This window comes from Pseudomonas sp. A2, assembly GCF_023100865.1.
Classification (GTDB): domain Bacteria; phylum Pseudomonadota; class Gammaproteobacteria; order Pseudomonadales; family Pseudomonadaceae; genus Aquipseudomonas; species Aquipseudomonas asiatica.
This window is the reverse complement of record NZ_CP039127.1, coordinates 2,214,058-2,235,529: the sequence shown is the minus strand read 5'-3', so window position 1 is coordinate 2,235,529 and position 21,472 is coordinate 2,214,058. Positions and strand designations below refer to the sequence as shown.

The 21,472-nt window shown below is 60.2% G+C and carries 14 protein-coding genes, 2 tRNA genes and 3 rRNA genes; 7 read left to right on the top strand and 12 right to left on the bottom strand.

Features of this window, described 5'->3' with window-relative positions:
* The first annotated feature begins 151 nt into the window (after window positions 1-151).
* Complete coding sequence (locus tag E5221_RS10430) at window positions 152-937, top strand: sulfite exporter TauE/SafE family protein (protein ID WP_013971855.1); 786 nt, start codon at window positions 152-154, stop codon at window positions 935-937.
* A gap of 3 nt (window positions 938-940) precedes the next feature.
* Here E5221_RS10430 and E5221_RS10425 read toward each other — a convergent pair whose 3' ends face one another.
* Both E5221_RS10425 and E5221_RS10420 read right to left on the bottom strand, forming a co-directional pair.
* Complete coding sequence (locus tag E5221_RS10425; RefSeq protein WP_182330188.1) at window positions 941-1,480, bottom strand: histidine phosphatase family protein; 540 nt, start codon at window positions 1,478-1,480, stop codon at window positions 941-943.
* A 130-nt stretch (window positions 1,481-1,610) separates the two neighbouring features.
* Window positions 1,611-3,845 (bottom strand): TonB-dependent siderophore receptor, encoded by a 2,235-nt coding sequence (locus tag E5221_RS10420; RefSeq protein ID WP_061551438.1) that lies wholly within the window; start codon window positions 3,843-3,845, stop codon window positions 1,611-1,613.
* A gap of 299 nt (window positions 3,846-4,144) precedes the next feature.
* Between E5221_RS10420 and E5221_RS10415 the strand changes: the two genes are divergently transcribed.
* Window positions 4,145-5,374 (top strand): MFS transporter, encoded by a 1,230-nt coding sequence (locus tag E5221_RS10415; protein ID WP_247847327.1) that lies wholly within the window; start codon window positions 4,145-4,147, stop codon window positions 5,372-5,374.
* Here the strand turns inward: E5221_RS10415 and E5221_RS10410 are convergent.
* The 6 genes from E5221_RS10410 to E5221_RS10385 form a co-directional block, all read right to left on the bottom strand.
* Complete coding sequence (locus E5221_RS10410; RefSeq protein WP_247847324.1) at window positions 5,371-7,179, bottom strand: ABC transporter ATP-binding protein/permease; 1,809 nt, start codon at window positions 7,177-7,179, stop codon at window positions 5,371-5,373. The genes E5221_RS10415 and E5221_RS10410 overlap by 4 nt on opposite strands.
* A gap of 194 nt (window positions 7,180-7,373) precedes the next feature.
* Window positions 7,374-7,489, bottom strand: a 5S ribosomal RNA gene (gene rrf / locus E5221_RS10405).
* A 131-nt stretch (window positions 7,490-7,620) separates the two neighbouring features.
* Window positions 7,621-10,512 (bottom strand): 23S ribosomal RNA (locus tag E5221_RS10400).
* Between the two features lie 243 nt (window positions 10,513-10,755).
* A tRNA-Ala gene (locus E5221_RS10395) sits at window positions 10,756-10,831 on the bottom strand.
* Between the two features lie 24 nt (window positions 10,832-10,855).
* Window positions 10,856-10,932, bottom strand: a tRNA-Ile gene (locus E5221_RS10390).
* Window positions 10,933-11,017: 85 nt separating this feature from the next.
* A 16S ribosomal RNA gene (locus E5221_RS10385) occupies window positions 11,018-12,554 on the bottom strand.
* Together the 16S, 23S and 5S rRNA genes with 2 tRNA genes alongside form the textbook arrangement of a ribosomal RNA operon.
* Window positions 12,555-13,348: 794 nt before the next feature.
* Here E5221_RS10385 and rhtA point away from each other — a divergent pair.
* Window positions 13,349-14,236: a threonine/homoserine exporter RhtA gene (rhtA, locus tag E5221_RS10380; protein ID WP_015269668.1), complete on the top strand. Its 888-nt coding sequence runs from the start codon at window positions 13,349-13,351 to the stop codon at window positions 14,234-14,236.
* 190 nt (window positions 14,237-14,426) lie between these two features.
* Window positions 14,427-14,708 carry a hypothetical protein gene (locus tag E5221_RS10375; RefSeq protein WP_003259745.1) on the top strand — a complete coding sequence of 94 codons (282 nt, stop codon included), beginning with the start codon at window positions 14,427-14,429 and terminating at the stop codon, window positions 14,706-14,708.
* Window positions 14,709-14,749: 41 nt separating this feature from the next.
* Here the strand turns inward: E5221_RS10375 and E5221_RS10370 are convergent, their stop codons facing one another.
* Window positions 14,750-16,558 (bottom strand): aminopeptidase P family protein, encoded by a 1,809-nt coding sequence (locus E5221_RS10370; RefSeq protein ID WP_247847321.1) that lies wholly within the window; start codon window positions 16,556-16,558, stop codon window positions 14,750-14,752.
* Between the two features lie 220 nt (window positions 16,559-16,778).
* Here E5221_RS10370 and E5221_RS10365 point away from each other — a divergent pair, with 220 nt between their 5' ends.
* Both E5221_RS10365 and E5221_RS10360 read left to right on the top strand, forming a co-directional pair.
* The gene (locus E5221_RS10365) at window positions 16,779-17,897 is read left to right on the top strand and encodes a DUF3182 family protein (protein WP_247847319.1); all 1,119 of its coding nucleotides are present in this window, start codon (window positions 16,779-16,781) and stop codon (window positions 17,895-17,897) included.
* Entirely contained in the window at window positions 17,881-18,651 is a 771-nt protein-coding gene (locus tag E5221_RS10360) for an alpha/beta fold hydrolase (protein WP_075044261.1), read from the top strand. The genes E5221_RS10365 and E5221_RS10360 overlap by 17 nt, the downstream gene beginning before the upstream one ends.
* Here E5221_RS10360 and E5221_RS10355 read toward each other — a convergent pair.
* Window positions 18,630-19,010: an antibiotic biosynthesis monooxygenase gene (locus E5221_RS10355; RefSeq protein WP_039615301.1), complete on the bottom strand. Its 381-nt coding sequence runs from the start codon at window positions 19,008-19,010 to the stop codon at window positions 18,630-18,632. The genes E5221_RS10360 and E5221_RS10355 overlap by 22 nt on opposite strands.
* Before the next feature lie 106 nt (window positions 19,011-19,116).
* A complete protein-coding gene (locus E5221_RS10350; RefSeq protein ID WP_247847317.1) occupies window positions 19,117-20,100 on the bottom strand; it encodes a helix-turn-helix domain-containing protein in 984 nt (327 codons plus the stop codon).
* Window positions 20,101-20,182: 82 nt separating this feature from the next.
* Between E5221_RS10350 and E5221_RS10345 the strand changes: the two genes are divergently transcribed.
* Window positions 20,183-20,731 (top strand): cysteine hydrolase family protein, encoded by a 549-nt coding sequence (locus tag E5221_RS10345; RefSeq protein ID WP_061551526.1) that lies wholly within the window; start codon window positions 20,183-20,185, stop codon window positions 20,729-20,731.
* Between the two features lie 142 nt (window positions 20,732-20,873).
* Here the strand turns inward: E5221_RS10345 and E5221_RS10340 are convergent, their stop codons facing one another.
* The gene (locus E5221_RS10340; protein WP_247847315.1) at window positions 20,874-21,437 is read right to left on the bottom strand and encodes an XRE family transcriptional regulator; all 564 of its coding nucleotides are present in this window, start codon (window positions 21,435-21,437) and stop codon (window positions 20,874-20,876) included.
* Window positions 21,438-21,472 lie beyond the last annotated feature (35 nt).

The following is a 21,472-nucleotide window of genomic DNA, read 5'->3' as shown; positions in this document are numbered from 1 at the left end:
GTTGATGCGGTGGGTGTGGGAGCCGGCTTGATAGAGCCCTGGCAGGCAGCACCTGGTTATAACCTAATAACGAACAAGTCTATTTGGCTATAAAAAAATCTATATGCTGGCTGCATCCGATAACGGGCAAAGTTGGGCGGTCGAGTAGCGTATGGATGTAGGTTCTTTCGGTTTCACCATTGCAGGCCTGGTCGTGGGTTTCATCGTCGGCATGACCGGCGTCGGTGGCGGCTCGCTGATGACCCCGATCCTGTTGTGGTTCGGCATCAGCCCGGCAACGGCCGTCGGTACCGACCTGCTCTATGCCGCCATCACCAAGGCCAGTGGCGTCTGGGTGCATGCGCGCAACAAGAACGTCGACTGGAAGATCACCGGCCTGCTCAGCCTGGGTAGCGTGCCCGCCGCGGCGCTGACCCTGTGGTTCCTCAGCACCCTGCACACCGACACATCGGCGCTCAACGCCGTCATCAAGCAAGGCCTGGCGGTGGTCCTGATCCTGACCGCGCTGGCCATCCTGTTCAAATCGCGTCTGCAGGCCTTCGCCAGTCGCCATGCCGGTGACCACTATCACCTCAGCGACCGCAGCCTGAATACCCTTACCGTGCTTACCGGCGTGGTGCTGGGGGTGATGGTCACCCTTACTTCCATCGGCGCTGGCGCACTGGGTACCGTGGCGCTGTTCCTGCTGTACCCGTTCCTGGTCACCCGCCGCCTGGTCGGTACCGAAATCGCCCACGCGGTGCCGCTGACCCTGGTGGCAGGGCTGGGCCATGCGGGGATGGGCAACATGGACTGGTCGCTGCTGGGTTACCTGCTGCTGGGCTCGCTGCCAGGCATCTACCTGGGCAGCCACCTCACCGGGCGGATTTCCGACCGCGTGCTGCGCCCGTGCCTGGCGGCGATGCTGTTGCTGATTGGCTACAAGCTGGCGTTCTGACCTTCAGCCCAGGCGCAGGCGCCACTGCCCGGTAAAGCTCAGCTCCAGACGCGACAGGGGCAACACGTCGACCCGCTGGCTGGCGCTCATCGGGCAGCCAAGTACTTGTACAAGCACGGCGCGCATCACCATCGGGTGGGTAACTGCCAGCCATTCACCAGGCCTGTCGAAGGCCGCCAGCCAGGCGGCGATACGCTGGCAAAGCACGGCGAACGACTCGCCGCCGTGAACATCACTGGCCGGGTTCTGAAGCCATTCGGTCAACGCCTGCGATTGCTCGGCCTGCAGTTGCTTCAGTGTCAGCCCTTGCCAACGCCCCAGGTCGCAATCGGCCAATGCCGGCTCGACCTGCACCGGCCCAGAAAACCACGCCGCTGTCTCGCAGGCTCGCCGCTCTGGTGCAGTCAGCACCGGCACACCGGCAAGGTCGGCGAAAGGCTGTTGGCCCAGTGGAAGAATGCCGTCTTCGGCATGGTGCAGTCGCCCGGACTTCTGGGCTTGGGTCAGGGCATGGCAGATCAGCGTCAGGCGGACGGCTTTCACCGGATTTTCTCATGGCGGGTTGAGGCGCAAGGTTTAGCATGCTGCGGCACTTTTTGCCGCAACAAATATGGCACCGCCTGCGCCAGTGTTTCCCGGTTTGCCGGTGAATGGGCCGTACAGCACCCCGATGTCAGAAGGTGATATTCAGCGCAGCGAACACCGCCCTGCCTGGCTGGTTATAGGTATTGGCGCCCGAAGTACTGGCGTTGCCACCACGCAGGATCTGCTTGTCGAACACGTTGTTCACCCCCACCCGCACGTCGTAGTTGGCGTTGAACTTGTACCCGGCGCTCACGTCCACCAGGCCGTAGGCTTCCACATCCTGTTGCGCGGCCTTGTCGTAGCTTTGCTGGGTGCGGTCGTTGAAGGTCGGCGACTTCTGCTTGCCGAAATAGGTACCCGCCACCTGGAACGACAGCTTCTCGGTGGCGCGCCAGTCGAGGGTGGTGTTGACGGTGTATTCCGGGATCACCGACAGCGGCTCGCCGGTCTCGCGGTTGTCGTTGTCGAGCATCCAGGTCAGGTTGGTGTTCCAGTCCAGGGCCGGGGTCAGCTCGATGAACAGGTTGCCTTCGATACCCTCCACCCGCGCCTTGCCGGCGTTGTCCCATTGGGTCACGCGGCTGCCGGTGCCGATGGTGTACAACACATCGGTATCACCGACGATCTTGTTCTTGTAGTCGTTGCGAAAGTAGGTGGCACTGGTGCGCCAGGTACCCCGGTCGTACATCAGGCCGATTTCCTTGTTGACGCTGATCTCGGGCTTGAGGTCGGCGTTGCCCTGCAGGTAGCAGCCACCGTTGTTGGTCTGCTGCACGCTGCAACCATTGCCGCGGCTGTACAGCAAATAGTTGGGGTTGGACTGGTACAGGTTCGGGGTCTTGTAGGCGCGCGCGATACCGCCTTTGACCGACAGTGCTTCGGTCAGCTTGTGCGACAGGTTCAGGCTGGGGCTGAAGTTGTCGCCAAACGTTTCGTGGTGGTCGAAACGCAGGCCCGGGGTAATGGTGGTGTCGCCGACAATGATGTTGTCCTCGACGAACAGCGCATAGCTGCGGGCGGTCGTCTTCGAGCTGCTGCGGTCGAAACCGACGAGCCCGTCATTACCCGTGGGGTCCGAGCTTTGTGGGCGCAGCGAGCCCTGATCATTGAGCGTTTCGTACAGGTACTCGCCGCCCAGGGTCAGCACATGCTCGGCGCTGCCCATGGCGAATGGCAGGTTCACTTCGCTGCTCAGGCGCGTGTTGCGCAGGCGCGACATGGCGGCGCCTTCAGCATTGGGAGCACCTTCGGTACGGCCTGCCAGGCCCTCGTTTAGACGCCAGTTGCGCACGTACTCGTAGGCCAGCACGGTCTTGCTTGTACCCCAGGTGAAATCGCCCAGGTGGGTCAGGTCGTAGGTACTGCGCTGCATCACATTGGTTTCGTGGCCGTACAAGCTGGACACGAACTCGACGTCACCACCGCCGTTGCTGTTCATGGTGTCGCCGGCAAAGATATTGCCCTGGCGGCTATAGCCGGCACTGGCCTCGAGGCGGTGCTCGTCGTTCAGCTTCCAGCTCAGCAGGCCATTGATGTCCTTGTTGCGCACGCCTTCGCGGCCCGCCACCAGCGCACTGGTTGCATGCCCGGCGTTGATGTCCAGGTCGTCGGCATCGGTCTTGGCCAGACCGCCGTACAGGCGGAAGCCGAGGTTGTCGGTCAGGCCGCCGCCCAGGTTGAAGTTGGCCCGGCGGCTGGCGCCCTCGGCGCTGTCTTCCGGCAGCTGGGTGTACAGGCTGACGCTGCCCTTGAGTTCATCGGTGGGCCGTTTGGTGATGATATTGACCACCCCGCCCATTGCGCCGGAGCCGTAACGTGCGGCCGCCGGGCCACGCAGGATCTCGATGCGCTCGACCGCTTCTGCCGGTACCCAGTTGGTTTCACCGCGGGTATCGCGGTCGCCGTTCCAGCCATAGCGCACGGCATTGCGTGCGCTGGATGGCTTGCCGTCGATGAGGATCAGGGTGTTTTCCGGGCCCATGCCGCGCAGGTCGATCTGCCGGTTGTTGCCACGCGCGCCGCTGGCGCTGTTGCCGGTCAGGTTGACCCCGGGCTCGCGGCGGATGATGTCGGACAGGTCATTGGCCGGCGGGTGGCGCTTGATGTCTTCGGCGGTGATGATCGACGTACCCAAGGCCTGGCGTGCCTCGCGCTCGGCGGTGACCAGGGTGTCCTGGATCACCAGCGCGTTGTCGGCGACCGGCATCTCCAGCACCTCACCCGTACGCTGTTCTTCGGCCTGGGCCGCGGTGACCACCATGGCCGATGACGCCAGCGCGACAAACGCCAGGGCCAGGCTTTTGGGTGAAGTCTTGCACTGCATGGGTACATCTCCTGCGATTCATGAGCGAAACGGCACATCCCTGTCGGAAACCGGGAGCCCTCGCCCACCGGCCTCGCAAACACAGTTTGGTGGCCAACAGGGATGGTAAATATAGAGATTCGCAACTGAGTTTAAATCTTATTTACGAAGTTTACATGTTTGTAACGGAACTTTGCTGACACGACAGCGTTGCCGGCGCAGCCCGGCTATTCGCGCTGATGCTTGCATACACCTGTCCGATTTGCATCCTGCGTGACGGCTCCTACAGTTTCGAACGTAGCCCTCTGCCGAGCCTCCTGATGCGCAGCCACGAAGAAAGCCACGCCATGAACGCCACCAGGTCCCTGTCGAAGATCCCTCGCAGCGTCTGGGCGTTGGGCTTCGTATCGATGTTCATGGACATTTCCTCGGAAATGATTCACGCCCTGCTGCCGCTGTACATGGTCACCGTGCTTGGCACCTCGGTAGTGGCGGTGGGCTTTATCGAAGGTGTTGCCGAAGCGACCGCTTCGATCACCAAGGTGTTTTCCGGCGCCCTCAGCGACCGGCTGGGCAAGCGCAAGCTGCTTACGGTGCTGGGCTATGGCCTGGGTGCGTTGACCAAGCCGGTGTTCCCCATGGCCTCCGGGCTGGGGTGGTTAACCGCAGCACGCTTCGTCGACCGGGTCGGCAAAGGCATTCGTGGGGCGCCGCGCGATGCACTGGTGGCCGACGTCACGCCCGCAGAACTTCGTGGTGCAGCCTTCGGCCTGCGCCAGGCGCTGGATACCGTGGGCGCCTTCCTTGGGCCGTTGCTGGCGATCGTGCTGATGTGGCTGACCGCGAGCCATTTCCAGACGGTGTTCTGGGTGGCGGTGCTTCCGGCGTTCGTGGCGGTGTACATCCTCATCGCCTTCGTGCGCGAACCTGAAACGCCGGCCACCACCCGGCCAGTGCGCTCACCGCTGGCCCTGCTCGAATTGGCACGCCTGGGCCCGGCCTACTGGCGGCTGATCGGCCTGGCCACACTGTTCACCCTCGCCCGCTTCAGCGAGGCGTTTCTACTGCTGCGCGCGCAGGACATGGGCCTGGCGCCGCTGTGGGCGCCGGCAGTGCTGGTGCTCATGGCCATGGTGTACTCGCTGTCGGCCTACCCAGCGGGAATGCTGTCGGACCGCGTAGGCCGCCGCGGCGTGCTGATGATCGGGCTGGGGCTGCTGGTCGCCGCAGACCTGCTGCTGGCCCTGCTGCCGGGCTGGACCGGGCTGGCCATGGGGGTGGCTGCCTGGGGCCTGCACCTGGGGTTCAGCCAAGGCATCTTTGCCGCCATGATCGCCGACAGCGCCCCCGCGGAGTTGCGCGGTACAGCCTTCGGCCTGTTCAACCTGCTGACCGGCGTGGCGCTGCTCGTGGCGAGCGTGGTGGCCGGGCTGTTGTGGGACGGAGTCGGCTTCAAGGCGACATTCCTGCTTGGCGCAGCGTGTGCCGGCGGCACCCTGATCGGGGTCGTATTGCTCAGGCCGGCCCCGATCACCGGCAATCCAAACTAGGCCAGCGCTGGCTGCTGCTCCAGTAGCGACCAGCCGCCATGTCCATCCACCTCCAGCCGGTGGGTATGGAAACCTGCCAGTGTACTGCGGTGCCCGACACTGACCAGCAATGCCCCCGGCATTTCCGTACGCAGCAGAGAATACAGGGCATGCTCGAGCCCTTCGTCCATGGCCGAAGTGGACTCGTCAAGGAACACCACTTGCGGCCGGTTGAATAGCACCCGGGCAAATGCGAGGCGCTGCTGCTCACCAACCGAGAGAATGTGTGACCAGTCACAGCGGACTTCCAGTCGCTCGGCCAAGTGGGCCAGGTTGACCTGGCGCAAGGCCTGCTGCATCCGCGTTTCATCCTCAGGTCTGCTGGCCACCGGGTAGGCGATGACCGTGCGCAGATCGCCCAGCGGCAGGTACGGCCGCTGCGACAAGAACAGCGCCTGGTGGCCCAGCGGGCGCCTGACCTCACCCTCGGCGTACGGCCAGAGTCCCGCCAGCGCACGCAGCAGCGTGGTTTTACCGCTGCCCGACGGCCCCTTGATCAACAGCGCCTGGCCGGCATGCAGATCAAGGTCCAGGTCGGTGATAAGGGCATGCCCGTCCGGGCGTAGCACCTGCAGGCGGCTGATCGCCAAGGCATGCTCCTGGTCCTCGGTGATGACGCGCGGCAAAGCGCTCGCCTGCTCATTGGCATCGAGGAAGCCGGTCAGACGATCGAGGGTGGCCCGGTACTGGGCAAACGCATCATACGACTCGCGGAAGAACGACAACGAATCCTGCACCTGGCCAAAAGCCTGGGAGGTCTGCATGACGTCGCCCAGCTTGATCGCCCCGCTGAAGAAGCGCGGTGCCTGCAGAATGAAGGGGAACACCACTGCGACCTGGCTCACGCCCAGGTTGAAACCGCTGAATTTCAGGTTCCGGAACACCAGCGCCCAGGCATTCACGATCAAGGCACCAAAGCGACCCAGCAACGTGCCCCGCTCGACCTGCGCGCCCTGGTAGAAAGCGATGTTCTCGGCATTTTCGCGCAGACGCATCAGCGCGTAACGGAAGTTGGCGGTGAGCTTTTCGTTGAGGAAGTTCAGGCGGATCAGCGGCCGCCCGAGACGGAAGGCGATCCAGGTGGCGACGATGACGTAAAGGTACACCGCAAACACCATAGCCCGGGGAATCTCCACACCGGCAACGGCCAGCGGCGCCGACAGCCCCCAGAGGATGCCGGTGAACGCCACCAGCGAAACCAGCGCACTGACTGCGCCCAGGGCGAGGGTCACCGAGTTGCTGACAAAGGCGTTGACGTCCAGTTCGATACGTTGGTCAGGGTTGTCCACGGGTTCGGCGAGGAACTGGCCACGGTAGTAGGCATCGCCGTGCATCCAGTCGTGGGTCAGGCGCTCGGTCAGCCAGACTCGCCATTGGATGCTGAACGCCTGGCTTACATAGAAGGTGAACAGCGAACGCAGCACATGGATGGTGGCCAATACTGCAAAGACACCGAGCAGGTACCAGAAAGCGGCTTGGTCAAGGCCCTGCAAGGCGCTGTAGAAGCCGTTGTACCAGAATGAGAACAGCACGTTCAGACGCACCGAGAATAGCGTCAGAACCAGCAGCAGGGCGAACACCAGTAACGGTCGCCAACTGCGTCTGAAACTGAAATAGGGCCCGGCAAGCTGCCAGAACTGGCTGCCCCAGCGCGTACAACGTACGGCCAGTGTGGCGGCTGCTATGAAGCAGACAAGGGTGATGAACGAGGCGATTGCCAGCCAGCTCAGGCTCTCTTGCAAGGCCTGGTGCCAGTTCATTTCCATGATGGGTATCCGTGCTGAGTATTTCCGCGAGCGTAGCATTGACCTGTGATTCGTCAGGCATAAATGACGCACATTTCATGATTGCTTTCGGAGCTACGCGGGCCCCTGTGGGAGCGTTGTACAGGTCTGGGGCTTATTGGCCAGAAAGACAAAACCCCTACCTGCATGTGCAGATAGGGGTTTTGCGAAATGAATCTTGACGATGACCTACTCTCACATGGGGAAACCCCACACTACCATCGGCGATGCATCGTTTCACTACTGAGTTCGGGATGGGATCAGGTGGTTCCAATGCTCTATGGTCGTCAAGAAATTCTGTTGCCAGAATGTCCAGATGGACAGCCCAGCGAATTCGGATATGCGATATTTGTGATGTTGCGAACTTTCGGTTGTTTCGTCTTCACCACCGCAATCTGCGCTAGCAAATTGCTTGGGTGTTATATGGTCAAGCCTCACGGGCAATTAGTATTGGTTAGCTCAACGCCTCACAGCGCTTACACACCCAACCTATCAACGTCGTAGTCTTCGACGGCCCTTCAGGGGATTCAAGATCCCAGTGAGATCTCATCTTGAGGCAAGTTTCCCGCTTAGATGCTTTCAGCGGTTATCTCTTCCGAACATAGCTACCCGGCAATGCCACTGGCGTGACAACCGGAACACCAGAGGTTCGTCCACTCCGGTCCTCTCGTACTAGGAGCAGCCCCTCTCAAATCTCAAACGTCCACGGCAGATAGGGACCGAACTGTCTCACGACGTTCTAAACCCAGCTCGCGTACCACTTTAAATGGCGAACAGCCATACCCTTGGGACCGGCTTCAGCCCCAGGATGTGATGAGCCGACATCGAGGTGCCAAACACCGCCGTCGATATGAACTCTTGGGCGGTATCAGCCTGTTATCCCCGGAGTACCTTTTATCCGTTGAGCGATGGCCCTTCCATACAGAACCACCGGATCACTAAGACCTACTTTCGTACCTGCTCGACGTGTTTGTCTCGCAGTCAAGCGCGCTTTTGCCTTTATACTCTACGACCGATTTCCGACCGGTCTGAGCGCACCTTCGTACTCCTCCGTTACTCTTTGGGAGGAGACCGCCCCAGTCAAACTACCCACCATACACTGTCCTCGATCCGGATAACGGACCTGAGTTAGAACCTCAAAGTTGCCAGGGTGGTATTTCAAGGATGGCTCCATGAGAACTGGCGTCCCCACTTCAAAGCCTCCCACCTATCCTACACAAGCAAATTCAAAGTCCAGTGCAAAGCTATAGTAAAGGTTCACGGGGTCTTTCCGTCTAGCCGCGGATACACTGCATCTTCACAGCGATTTCAATTTCACTGAGTCTCGGGTGGAGACAGCGCCGCCATCGTTACGCCATTCGTGCAGGTCGGAACTTACCCGACAAGGAATTTCGCTACCTTAGGACCGTTATAGTTACGGCCGCCGTTTACCGGGGCTTCGATCAAGAGCTTCGCTTGCGCTAACCCCATCAATTAACCTTCCGGCACCGGGCAGGCGTCACACCCTATACGTCCACTTTCGTGTTTGCAGAGTGCTGTGTTTTTAATAAACAGTCGCAGCGGCCTGGTATCTTCGACCGGCATGGGCTTACGGAGCAAGTCCTTCACCCTCGCCGGCGCACCTTCTCCCGAAGTTACGGTGCCATTTTGCCTAGTTCCTTCACCCGAGTTCTCTCAAGCGCCTTGGTATTCTCTACCTAACCACCTGTGTCGGTTTGGGGTACGGTTCCCAGTTATCTGAAGCTTAGGAGCTTTTCTTGGAAGCATGGTATCAACCACTTCGTCGCCTAGAGGCAACTCGTCATCAGCTCTCGGCCTTGAAATCCCGGATTTGCCTAAGATTTCAGCCTACCACCTTAAACCTGGACAACCAACGCCAGGCTGGCCTAACCTTCTCCGTCCCTCCATCGCAATAACTGGAAGTACAGGAATATTAACCTGTTTTCCATCGACTACGCTTTTCAGCCTCGCCTTAGGGACCGACTAACCCTGCGTCGATTAACGTTGCGCAGGAAACCTTGGTCTTTCGGCGTGCGAGTTTTTCACTCGCATTGTCGTTACTCATGTCAGCATTCGCACTTCTGATACCTCCAGCAAGCTTCTCAACTCACCTTCACAGGCTTACAGAACGCTCCTCTACCGCGTCATCAAAGATGACACCCGTAGCTTCGGTGCATGGTTTGAGCCCCGTTACATCTTCCGCGCAGGCCGACTCGACTAGTGAGCTATTACGCTTTCTTTAAAGGGTGGCTGCTTCTAAGCCAACCTCCTAGCTGTCTAAGCCTTCCCACATCGTTTCCCACTTAACCATGACTTTGGGACCTTAGCTGACGGTCTGGGTTGTTTCCCTTTTCACGACGGACGTTAGCACCCGCCGTGTGTCTCCCATGCTCGGCACTTCCAGGTATTCGGAGTTTGCATCGGTTTGGTAAGTCGGGATGACCCCCTAGCCGAAACAGTGCTCTACCCCCTGGAGTGATACATGAGGCGCTACCTAAATAGCTTTCGAGGAGAACCAGCTATCTCCGAGCTTGATTAGCCTTTCACTCCGATCCACAGGTCATCCGCTAACTTTTCAACGGTAGTCGGTTCGGTCCTCCAGTCAGTGTTACCTAACCTTCAACCTGCCCATGGATAGATCGCCCGGTTTCGGGTCTATACCCAGCGACTAAACGCCCTATTAAGACTCGCTTTCGCTACGCCTCCCCTATTCGGTTAAGCTCGCCACTGAATATAAGTCGCTGACCCATTATACAAAAGGTACGCAGTCACCTAACAAAGTAGGCTCCCACTGCTTGTACGCATACGGTTTCAGGTTCTATTTCACTCCCCTCTCCGGGGTTCTTTTCGCCTTTCCCTCACGGTACTGGTTCACTATCGGTCAGTCAGTAGTATTTAGCCTTGGAGGATGGTCCCCCCATATTCAGACAAAGTTTCTCGTGCTCCGTCCTACTCGATTTCATTGACAAGAGATTTTCGTGTACGGGGCTATCACCCACTATGGCCGCACTTTCCAGAGCGTTCCACTAATCTCAAATCAACTTAAGGGCTGGTCCCCGTTCGCTCGCCACTACTAAGGGAATCTCGGTTGATTTCTTTTCCTCAGGGTACTTAGATGTTTCAGTTCCCCTGGTTCGCCTCTTGCACCTATGTATTCAGTACAAGATACTCAGCTTGTGCTGAGTGGGTTCCCCCATTCAGAGATCTCTGGATCACAGTCTGTTTGCCGACTCCCCAAAGCTTATCGCAGGCTACCACGTCTTTCATCGCCTCTGACTGCCAAGGCATCCACCGTATGCGCTTCTTCACTTGACCATATAACCCCAAGCAATCTGGTTATACTGTGAAGACGACATTCGCCGAAAATTCGCATGTTGCTCTTTCGAGCAGAACTCACAAATTTTACCTTAGCCTGATTAACCAGCAGTGAAACTGGTCATCAGTCTATATCTATCACATATCTGAATTTTTAAAGAACGATCTGACAAAAGTCAGAAATCAACATTCGAACTGAATGTTCATTTCTAAGTTCTGACAAGCTACTGCCTACGGCGAAAGTGGTGGAGCCAAGCGGGATCGAACCGCTGACCTCCTGCGTGCAAGGCAGGCGCTCTCCCAGCTGAGCTATGGCCCCGTATTCTACGGCTGAACCATGTAATGGTAGGTCTGGGCAGATTTGAACTGCCGACCTCACCCTTATCAGGGGTGCGCTCTAACCAACTGAGCTACAGACCTATAACAGGGTCGCGTTACAGCATCGTCTTTTACAATGAATCAAGCAATTCGTGTGGGAGCTCATCAGCAGGCTGATGTCGTCGATTAAGGAGGTGATCCAGCCGCAGGTTCCCCTACGGCTACCTTGTTACGACTTCACCCCAGTCATGAATCACACCGTGGTAACCGTCCTCCCGAAGGTTAGACTAGCTACTTCTGGTGCAACCCACTCCCATGGTGTGACGGGCGGTGTGTACAAGGCCCGGGAACGTATTCACCGCGACATTCTGATTCGCGATTACTAGCGATTCCGACTTCACGCAGTCGAGTTGCAGACTGCGATCCGGACTACGATCGGTTTTGTGAGATTAGCTCCACCTCGCGGCTTGGCAACCCTCTGTACCGACCATTGTAGCACGTGTGTAGCCCAGGCCGTAAGGGCCATGATGACTTGACGTCATCCCCACCTTCCTCCGGTTTGTCACCGGCAGTCTCCTTAGAGTTCCCACCATAACGTGCTGGTAACTAAGGACAAGGGTTGCGCTCGTTACGGGACTTAACCCAACATCTCACGACACGAGCTGACGACAGCCATGCAGCACCTGTGTCAGAGCTCCCGAAGGCACCAATCCATCTCTGGAAAGTTCTCTGCATGTCAAGGCCTGGTAAGGTTCTTCGCGTTGCTTCGAATTAAACCACATGCTCCACCGCTTGTGCGGGCCCCCGTCAATTCATTTGAGTTTTAACCTTGCGGCCGTACTCCCCAGGCGGTCAACTTAATGCGTTAGCTGCGCCACTAAAATCTCAAGGATTCCAACGGCTAGTTGACATCGTTTACGGCGTGGACTACCAGGGTATCTAATCCTGTTTGCTCCCCACGCTTTCGCACCTCAGTGTCAGTATCAGTCCAGGTGGTCGCCTTCGCCACTGGTGTTCCTTCCTATATCTACGCATTTCACCGCTACACAGGAAATTCCACCACCCTCTACCGTACTCTAGCTCGCCAGTTTTGGATGCAGTTCCCAGGTTGAGCCCGGGGCTTTCACATCCAACTTAACGAACCACCTACGCGCGCTTTACGCCCAGTAATTCCGATTAACGCTTGCACCCTCTGTATTACCGCGGCTGCTGGCACAGAGTTAGCCGGTGCTTATTCTGTCGGTAACGTCAAAACAGCAAGGTATTAACTTACTGCCCTTCCTCCCAACTTAAAGTGCTTTACAATCCGAAGACCTTCTTCACACACGCGGCATGGCTGGATCAGGCTTTCGCCCATTGTCCAATATTCCCCACTGCTGCCTCCCGTAGGAGTCTGGACCGTGTCTCAGTTCCAGTGTGACTGATCATCCTCTCAGACCAGTTACGGATCGTCGCCTTGGTGAGCCATTACCTCACCAACTAGCTAATCCGACCTAGGCTCATCTGATAGCGCAAGGCCCGAAGGTCCCCTGCTTTCTCCCGTAGGACGTATGCGGTATTAGCGTTCCTTTCGAAACGTTGTCCCCCACTACCAGGCAGATTCCTAGGCATTACTCACCCGTCCGCCGCTGAATCAAGGAGCAAGCTCCCGTCATCCGCTCGACTTGCATGTGTTAGGCCTGCCGCCAGCGTTCAATCTGAGCCATGATCAAACTCTTCAGTTCAATACTGCTTGGGTTTTTAAGAAACCCTAAACTTGGCTCAGCAATCTCAAATGACTATGTGATTTCTCGCATGGCCACTTGTGATGCTGATAATCTTTGTGACTATCAGTCCGTACTCACAAGCACCCACACGAATTGCTTGATTCGATTTGTTAAAGAGCGTTTGGTTAAGAGCTTTTCGTCTCAACCGAGGCGCGCATTCTACGCTTCCCTCATTTGCTGTCAAGCGTTTATTTTGAAGTTTTTTGCGAGAAACTCGTTTAGCTTCAAACACTTGACTCAACATGGTGGCTGGCTTTGCTTCGCTACCGCGTTGGAGTGGTGCGCATTATAGGGCGATGTTTCAGGAGGTCAACCTTTAATTTCAATAATTTAGAATCTTTTTGAAAAAGACTGCATCAGGGCCGCATGGTGCTCGCCGCGAGCCCAGCAGCGCCTGTGAGATCGAGCGCCGCCCGCGCGGCGCTTCGCGGGACAAGCCCGCTCCCACATTTGTTGCAACGTGGCCATGCCTATGAGAAAGGCGTTGTCAGCCCTGGCGCAGGACTTGAGCAGGTGGACGGCAGCAATGCCAATCCAGAAATCCAGCTGCCCCGCCATGGCTGGCAAACATGACCTTACAGGTTCGGCACGTTGCAACAAATGTGGGAGCGGGCTTGTCCCGCGAAGCGCCGCGCGGGCGGCGCTCGATCTCACAGGCACCGAAATAACAACGCCGGGCACCTTGCCCCCACCCACCGTATTTGCGCACTATATTGCTCACCCCAATCCCGCTCAAGGATCGTCGCGCAGAAATGAACACCCAGCCCCGCAGCCTGGCCGCTACCCTCTTCCCGATCGGCCTGCTGCTCATCGCCATGGCATCGATACAGTCCGGCGCCTCCCTGGCCAAAAGCATGTTCCCCATCATCGGCGCGCAAGGCACCACCACCCTGCGCCTGATCTTCGCCAGCATCATCATGCTGCTTATCCTGCGCCCTTGGCGTGTGCGCATGACCCGCAATACCCTGCGCAACGTCATCATCTACGGCATGGCGCTGGGCGGCATGAACTTCCTCTTCTATATGGCCCTGCAAACGGTACCGATCGGCATTGCCGTGGCACTGGAATTCACCGGCCCGCTGGCCGTGGCAATCTTCTCCTCGCGCCGGCCGATCGACTTCCTGTGGATTGCCCTGGCCATCGTCGGCCTGCTGCTGTTGCTGCCGGCCGGCCATGGCGGGCAGGCCCTCGACCCGGTCGGCGCTGCCTATGCCCTGGGCGCTGGCGTATGCTGGGCGCTGTACATCCTGTTCGGGCAACGTGCCGGGGCCGAGCATGGTATCCAGAGTGCCGCACTGGGCGTAGTGGTGGCCGCGCTGTTCGTTGCCCCCATCGGTATCGCCCACGCCGGCAGCGCATTGCTCACACCCGCCCTGATCCCCATGGCGCTAGGCGTCGCGGTGTTGTCCACCGCCCTGCCCTACAGCCTGGAAATGGTTGCCCTCACGCGTATCCCGGCACGCACCTTCGGCACCCTCATGAGTATCGAGCCAGCATTCGGCGCATTGTCCGGCCTGCTGTTCCTGGGCGAGGTACTGACGATTACCCAGTGGCTGGCTATTCTGGCGATCATCACCGCGTCTGTCGGCACCACCCTGTCCATGCGCAAGGAACCCAGCCCGGTCGTTGCCACTGACTGATATGAGAAATATTTTCATTTGAGACAGGATTAGTGATTGTAGCGACCCGTCTCGCTGATTAAGCTGTCACAGAATCATCATCTTTACGCTATCTACTGGACCGAACACGGACGCTGGGGAAATTTCAGGAAGAACCAAAGCGATAACGACAGGGCCAGGCAGCTGATCCGCCCTGCATTTAAGGACAGGAATGAAACGTATTTTGCTCATCCTGGCCATCTTGGCTATTGCTGGATGTGCCGCCACAGCCAAGACCGAGGTCAAAAAGGGCAAGAAAGGCCTGCATATCAATTGCTCCGGCCTGTCTTCCTCGTGGGACAACTGCTACAGCAAGGCCGCAAGCTCCTGCAGCACGCGCGGATACCGGGTCATTGCACGCTCGGGCGATAGCGATGAAGAACCCGGTGACTACTTGTTCGGCATCAACCCGGCGGGTTACACCAGCCGCAGCATGATCGTCATCTGCAAGTAGAAAAAAGGGCAGCTCGCAAGCTGCCCTTTTCATTTGCCACCTTACAAGGGCGCGGTGCGCGCCTCCAGCCAGGCCAGCGCGTCATCCTTGAGCAACGGCGCCAGACGCTCGCGTACTCTGGCGTGATAGCCATTCAACCAGTCCAGTTCTTCCCTGAACAACAACTCGGGCACCAGGCAGCGGGTATCGATCGGGCATAGCGTCAGGGTCTCGAAGTTCAGGAAGTCGCCGAAGGCGCTCTTGCCGACCTCGCGATTGACCACCAGGTTCTCGATGCGCACTCCCCACTGCCCTGGGCGGTACGTACCCGGCTCGATCGAGCTGATCATGCCCACTTGCATCGCGGTCTGCGGCGTGGGTGCCGCCTGGTAGGCAATTACCTGCGGCCCCTCGTGCACGTTCATGAAGTAGCCCACACCATGCCCGGTGCCGTGGCCGTAATCCACTTGGTCAGCCCAGATCGGTGCCCGGGCAATGGCGTCGAGCAACGGCGATAGCACGCCCCGCGGGAAGGTGGCACGCGACAGGGCGATCATGCCTTTGAGCACGCGTGTGCAATCCTGCTTCTGTGCAAGGCTCGGGTTGCCCACCGGCACCATGCGCGTGATGTCGGTGGTGCCCCCCAGGTACTGCCCGCCCGAATCGATCAGCAGCAGACCATCGCCCTCGATGACCGCGTGCGACTGTTCCGTGGCGCGGTAATGCGGCATCGCGCCATTGCCGTTGAAGGCGGCAATGGTCGAGAAGCTCAACGACACGAAGCCTGGGCGGCGGGCACGGGCGGCACTCAACTGCTCGTCGATCGTCAGCTCGGTAACCAGCTCACGACCAAGGTTGGCCTCGAGCCAGGCGAAGAATTCGCACAGGGCCGCGCCATCCTGCTCCATCACCTGCCGGATGTGCACCAGTTCCTCATCACCCTTGCACGACTTGCTCAAGGTGCTGGGGTTGAGGCCCTCGACCAGCTCCACCTCGGCCGGCAGGTTATCCAGCAGGCCGCAGGTCACCCGGGCCGGGTCGACCAGCAATCGGCTGCCGGCCGGCATGGCGGCAAGGGCCTTGCCTGCTTCGGCGTAGCCACGCACTTCGATACCGTCGGCCGCAAGCACCTTGCGTAGATGTTCGTCGAGCTTGTCCTGGCCGACGAACAGGATGGCCTGCTGCTGGCTGATCAGGGCAAAGGCCACGAACACCGGATTGTAGGAAACATCGCTACCGCGCAGATTGAACAGCCAGGCGATGTCATCCAGGGTGGCGATGAAATGCCAATCGGCCCCCTTGGCCTGCACGCTCTGGCGCAACTGCGCCAGTTTTTCCGCACGGTTCACCGTGGCGTGCGGCGGCAAATGCTGGTAGACCGGGTTGCCTGGCAGCGCCGGGCGCCCTTCCCAGACCTGGCCCAGCAGGTCCTTGTCAGTCACCAATCGCGCCCCGCGCGCCTTCAGCCGATCGCTCAGTTGGCGCGCCGAAGCCAGCGCCATGACCGCACCATCTACCGCCACGCTGCCGTTGGGCTCGATGTGATCGCCCAGCCATTCCAGCGCACCAGGCTTGCCCGGCAGCAGCTTCATCAGCTCGATGCCACTGCCCGCCAGCTCGTGTTCCGCCTGTTCCCAGTAGCGGCTATCGACCCACAACCCGGCAAAGCCAGCTGTGACGACCAGCGTGCCGACCGAGCCATGGAAACCCGAAAGCCACTGGCGCCCTTGCCAGTAACCAGGCAGATATTCGGAAAGATGGGGGTCGGCCGAAGGTACCAGCAAGGCATCGATGCCCTCTGCGGCCATGGCTTGGCGAACCAGCGCCAAACGCTGCGGCACGCTTTGCCCAAGGGTGATCTGAACGTTCATGCGCTCTCCTGCGGCTACATCACGGTTTATCCAGTGTGCCGATAATGGAACAGCCGCCGAAGCCCTGCAATCTTGGCGACCGACACACGGCATGCATTGCCCGTGACGCCCTGCGCATACCGGACATTTCCTACAGACGGGCCAGAACCACCGATCAAGTTCCGCTGAACTTCCACAAAGCACCGGCTTCACACTCAGTACATTCATTGCACACAGGCAAATGACCATGCCCAACGCCTGCGCCCCTAAAAGCGGCGTGGTGCTGCTCGACACCCGCGCGCACACCCCCGACCACGAGCATGCCGTGCACCTGAAGCTTGCCGATGGCCTGGCCCGCCTTCTGGGTTGCCCGCACGTGCAACCCAGCCAGCCACCAAGCGCCACCGACGGCTACTACTACCTGCCCACCGAAACCCTGGTCGAACCCGAACGCCATGCCGCCCTCGGCATCTGCAGCGAACAGGACCTTTTCGGTGGCCTGGTCGCACACCCCTACATGGCGACCAAGGCGATTTCCCACCCGCTGCCGGCCGGGGCCAGTTTCCCGCCGGGCTGGACCGATGCCTTCGCACGGCAAGCCTGCGATGCCCTGCTGCGCGGCTACACCGTATTCAGCAAGGCCGATGCACGGACCGCCGCACAGCTGTTACTGACGGACGGCCCGTTGCGAATCAAGCCGGTACTGGCCTGCGCAGGCCGTGGGCAACAGGTCATAACCACGGCGGATGAGCTGGAACCGCTGCTGGCCGGCATGGATGACCAGGACCTTGCGCTATGGGGGTTGGTGCTCGAGGAAGACCTGAGCGAAGTGCAAACATTCAGCGTTGGCCAGGTACGTGTCGCCGGCCTGACCTGCAGCTATCACGGCACCCAGCAACTTACCCGCGACCATCAGGGCACGGAAGTGTATGGCGGCTCCGACCTGGTAGTGGTACGCGGTGACTACCAGGCACTGCTGCAACTGCCGCTGGATGAGGCGCTGCGCCTGGCCATCAATCAGGCGATGGCCTACGAACAGGCCGCCGAGCAGCACTTCCCCGGCTTCATCGCCTCGCGGCGCAACTACGACATTGCCCGCGGCGTGAACCCACAGGGCCACCTGCGCAGCGGCGTACTCGAGCAATCCTGGCGCCTGGGCGGTGCCAGCAGTGCCGAACTGCTGGCCTTGCAGGCGTTCGCCGACGACCCGGCATTGCAACGGGTGCGTGCCTCCACCCATGAAGTGTTCGGCACCCCCGAACTTCCCACTGACGCCACCCTCTTTTACCAAGGAAACGACAGTGAACTCGGACAACTCAGCAAATTTGCGCGGATTCGCGAACATGACCATTCAAAGTGAAACCGTTGAACTCCAGGTCGAGGATGACAGCATCGTCGGCACCTTGGTCAGCCCCGGCAGCAAGATGCCGGGCATTCTCTTCGTCCACGGCTGGGGTGGCAGCCAGCAACGCGACCTGGCCCGCGCCCGGCATATCACCGGGCTGGGCTGCGTATGCATGACCTTCGACCTGCGCGGCCACGAAAAAACCGAAAGCCAACGGCTGACGGTAACCCGCGAACAGAACCTGACCGACCTGCTGGTGGCCTACGACCGGTTGGTAAGCCACCCGGCCGTCGACACCAGTGCCATCGCCATCATCGGCAGCAGCTATGGCGGCTACCTGGCCACCCTGCTGACCCGCGAGCGGCCGGTCAAATGGCTGGCCCTGCGGGTACCCGCGATGTACTGGGACGACGAATGGAACCTCCCCAAGCAAACCCTCGACCGGCAACGGTTGAACGCCTACCGCCAGCGCCCGCTCGGCCCGGCGGACAACCGCGCACTGGCAGCCTGTGCCGAGTTCGGTGGCGATGTACTGCTGGTGGAGTCCGAGCAGGACGACTATGTGCCGCACAGCACCTTGATGAGCTACCGCTCGGCATTCGTCAGCGCCCATTCGCTCACCCACCGCATCGTCGACGGTGCCGACCACGCGTTGTCCAGCGAAGAGAGCCAGAAAGCCTACAGTTCGATCCTGGCGGCATGGGTCAGCGAAATGGTCGTTGGCGCCCGCCTGGACCGCTACCCGCACTACGCGCCCTGGTATGCCTGAGGCTCGCCCACCTGGCAATGCAGGCCGCCATCGGCGCCGCGCACCAGGCTACGCAGGGTCTGGTAGGCAGCAAAGTTGACGCCACGCGCCTGGTACTGGCCAAGCAGGTCGAGGAAAGGTTCCCCGACGAAATATACGGCCGCAGCTGCCCACGCCTGGCGGGACTGCCATTGCAGGTACTGCAGCACCCGGCTGCCATCTTCGCTGGCCTGAATACTGACGCCCTGCAGCCCCTCGCAACGCGCGGCCAGCTCTTCGCTGCGCGCCACCAGCGCCTGGGCCAACGCCTGCTGGAACTTGCCAGGCACTTCAAATTCGATCATCTGGGTAAACCACAGGGCATGGGATGTTGCCGTCATGAACGGTCTCCTGGTGACGGACGCCTACAGCGCGATGCAGAGCAGGGTAAAACCTCAAGTTATGTCAAGGTCAAGCGGTTTTCCGCACCGGCAACGCCCCCGCGCCCTAACCCAATACCGCGAAGCGCCGCCGATAATCACTCGGGGTCAGGCCGGTGATGCGCTGAAACACCTTGCGAAACGCACCCGGGTCCTGGTAACCGACGCCCCAGGCGATCTGCTCGACATTGCGCCGGGTGAACTCCAGCAAGCGGCACGCACGCCCCACCCTCACCTGCTGGCAGTACTCGGTCGGCCGTAGCCCCGTGGCAGCACGAAAACGCCGCAGGAAAGTGCGTTCCTCCAGCCCCGCGCATGCGGCCATGCTGGCCAGGTCGGCATCCTGCCCACCGTTGCCCTGCAACCAGTGCTGCACTTTCAGCACTGCTTCATCACCATGGTCCAGGCGTGGGTTGAACACTGCACCGGGCAGTGGCGCCGCGACCGGGTCGACCGCCAGGTAGCGGGCAGTTTCCCGCGCCACCGTCGCGCCCATGAAGCGCTCCAGCAAGCGCAAGCCCAGGTCGGTCCAGGCCATCAGCCCGGCCGAGGTGACGATGTCGCCATCGTCCAGCAACGGCTGCTGGGCCTCGACCCGTACCTTGGGAAAACGCTGGGCAAGCGAATGCACGTAGTTCCAGTGTGTACAGGCCGGGCGCCCGTCGAGCAGACCACTGGCGGCGATGAAGAACACCCCGATGCACACCGATGCCAGCACCGTGCCGTGCCCGTGCAACTGGCACAACGACGCTCGATGGCGCTCAAGCAGCTCACCCTGCGGTGCCGACTCCAGGCTTGGCGGAATGATCAGCACCCGCAGATCGACCGCGGCGGCAGGCGGGCTCTCAGGGGCAGGCTGCAACTGCCCCGCCTCGTCTGCCTGCCAAAAGCTGATACGCACCGATGGCAACTCGACGGCCCCCAGTTCGGCAACCACCCGGTTGGCCACCAGGAACAGGTCGGCCAGCCCATGCACGGCAGCACGCTGCGCGCCGGGGTACAGCAGCAGGCCGATGTCCAGGCTGGCGGGGTTGTCAGTTTTTGCCTGCATAGTGTCGTTCGCGCCAATCCTCAGGTCAGTGCACACAGCCTATAACTAACGACATCCAACGACTACTGCCACAGGAGGCAGCATGAGCAAGCAGGCGCTGATCATCATCGACATCCAGAACGACTACTTCCCGGGCGGTAAATGGACCCTCGATGGTGCCGACCAGGCGGCCGACAATGCTGCCCGCCTGTTGGCGGCGGCGCGTCAACGGGGCGACTTGGTGGTACATGTGCGGCATGAGTTCGAAAGCGCCGATGCGCCGTTCTTCGCGCCAGGCTCGCAGGGTGCGGCGATCCATGCCAAGGTCGAGCCTCAAGCCGGTGAGCCGGTGGTGCTCAAGCACAAGGTCAACGCCTTCCTCGGTACCGACCTTGAGCACACGCTGGACCGGCATGGCGTCGAGGCCCTGACCATCGTCGGCAGCATGAGCCACATGTGCATCGACGCCGCCACCCGGGCCGCGGCCGACCTGGGTTACGAAGTGACCGTGGCGCACGACGCCTGTGCCACGCTGCCACTGGAGTTCGATGGCAAGCGGGTGCCGGCGGCGCAGGTGCATGATTCGGTGATGGCAGCATTGGCGTTTGCCTATGCCAAGGTGGTCAGGACCGATGAGTTGATAGGAGACTGACCGCGAACCTTGGGTTGCCCATACGGGCCTCATCGCCGGCAAGCCGGCTCCCACAGGTCCACCTTCAGGCTCAGAGCCAGTGGCGAACCTGTGGGAGCTGGCTTGCCGGCGATGAGGCCCTGGAGGCAGCAACACCTCTCGATCAAATCACCACATTGCGCACAAACCGCACCGCCACCGCCCCATCGTTGCGATAGGCATACCGGCAGTTACTGGGAAACACATGGAACTGTCCGACCTGCAGGCGATGCTCGACCCCTTCGATAATCAGCGTCAGTTGCCCTTGCGCCACATAGATCTGCTCGCTCCAGCCTTCGGCATCAGCCTCGCTGGAATAGCACTCGCCCGGTGCCAGGGTCCATTCCCATAGTTCCACCTCGCGCCGCGCCGCGCTGCTGCCCAACAGCACCGCCCGGCTCTGCGGGTGCTCGCCGGCCCAGGCCAACTCTTCGATACGCCCGGGGTCGCGCTGGTCAGGTGCCTGGATCAGAGTACTGAAAGCCACGCCCAAGGCCTCGGCAATCAGGTCAAGCGTAGTCAGGCTGACATTCTTCTCGCCCGCCTCAATCGCCACCAGCATGCGCCGGCTGACCCCGGAACGCTCCGCCAACGCCGTCTGGCTCATACCCGCGGCGTTGCGCAGGCTGCGTACATTGAGGCTGACATGTTGCAGCACCGATGCCCGGTGCGAGGAATCTTTGTGCACTATATTGCTCACTGGTCGGTATTGCGCAGTATACT

Bases quoted from the DNA above. Each gene is read 5' to 3' on its own strand.
- E5221_RS10430 (WP_013971855.1), top strand. From the start codon at position 152: ATGGATGTAGGTTCTTTCGGTTTCACCATTGCAGGCCTGGTCGTGGGT.
- E5221_RS10420 (WP_061551438.1), bottom strand. From the start codon at position 3,845: ATGCAGTGCAAGACTTCACCCAAAAGCCTGGCCCTGGCGTTTGTCGCG.
- E5221_RS10415 (WP_247847327.1), top strand. From the start codon at position 4,145: ATGCGCAGCCACGAAGAAAGCCACGCCATGAACGCCACCAGGTCCCTG.
- E5221_RS10410 (WP_247847324.1), bottom strand. From the start codon at position 7,179: ATGGAAATGAACTGGCACCAGGCCTTGCAAGAGAGCCTGAGCTGGCTG.
- rhtA (WP_015269668.1), top strand. From the start codon at position 13,349: ATGAACACCCAGCCCCGCAGCCTGGCCGCTACCCTCTTCCCGATCGGC.
- E5221_RS10375 (WP_003259745.1), top strand. From the start codon at position 14,427: ATGAAACGTATTTTGCTCATCCTGGCCATCTTGGCTATTGCTGGATGT.
- E5221_RS10370 (WP_247847321.1), bottom strand. From the start codon at position 16,558: ATGAACGTTCAGATCACCCTTGGGCAAAGCGTGCCGCAGCGTTTGGCG.
- E5221_RS10365 (WP_247847319.1), top strand. From the start codon at position 16,779: ATGACCATGCCCAACGCCTGCGCCCCTAAAAGCGGCGTGGTGCTGCTC.
- E5221_RS10360 (WP_075044261.1), top strand. From the start codon at position 17,881: ATGACCATTCAAAGTGAAACCGTTGAACTCCAGGTCGAGGATGACAGC.
- E5221_RS10355 (WP_039615301.1), bottom strand. From the start codon at position 19,010: ATGACGGCAACATCCCATGCCCTGTGGTTTACCCAGATGATCGAATTT.
- E5221_RS10350 (WP_247847317.1), bottom strand. From the start codon at position 20,100: ATGCAGGCAAAAACTGACAACCCCGCCAGCCTGGACATCGGCCTGCTG.
- E5221_RS10345 (WP_061551526.1), top strand. From the start codon at position 20,183: ATGAGCAAGCAGGCGCTGATCATCATCGACATCCAGAACGACTACTTC.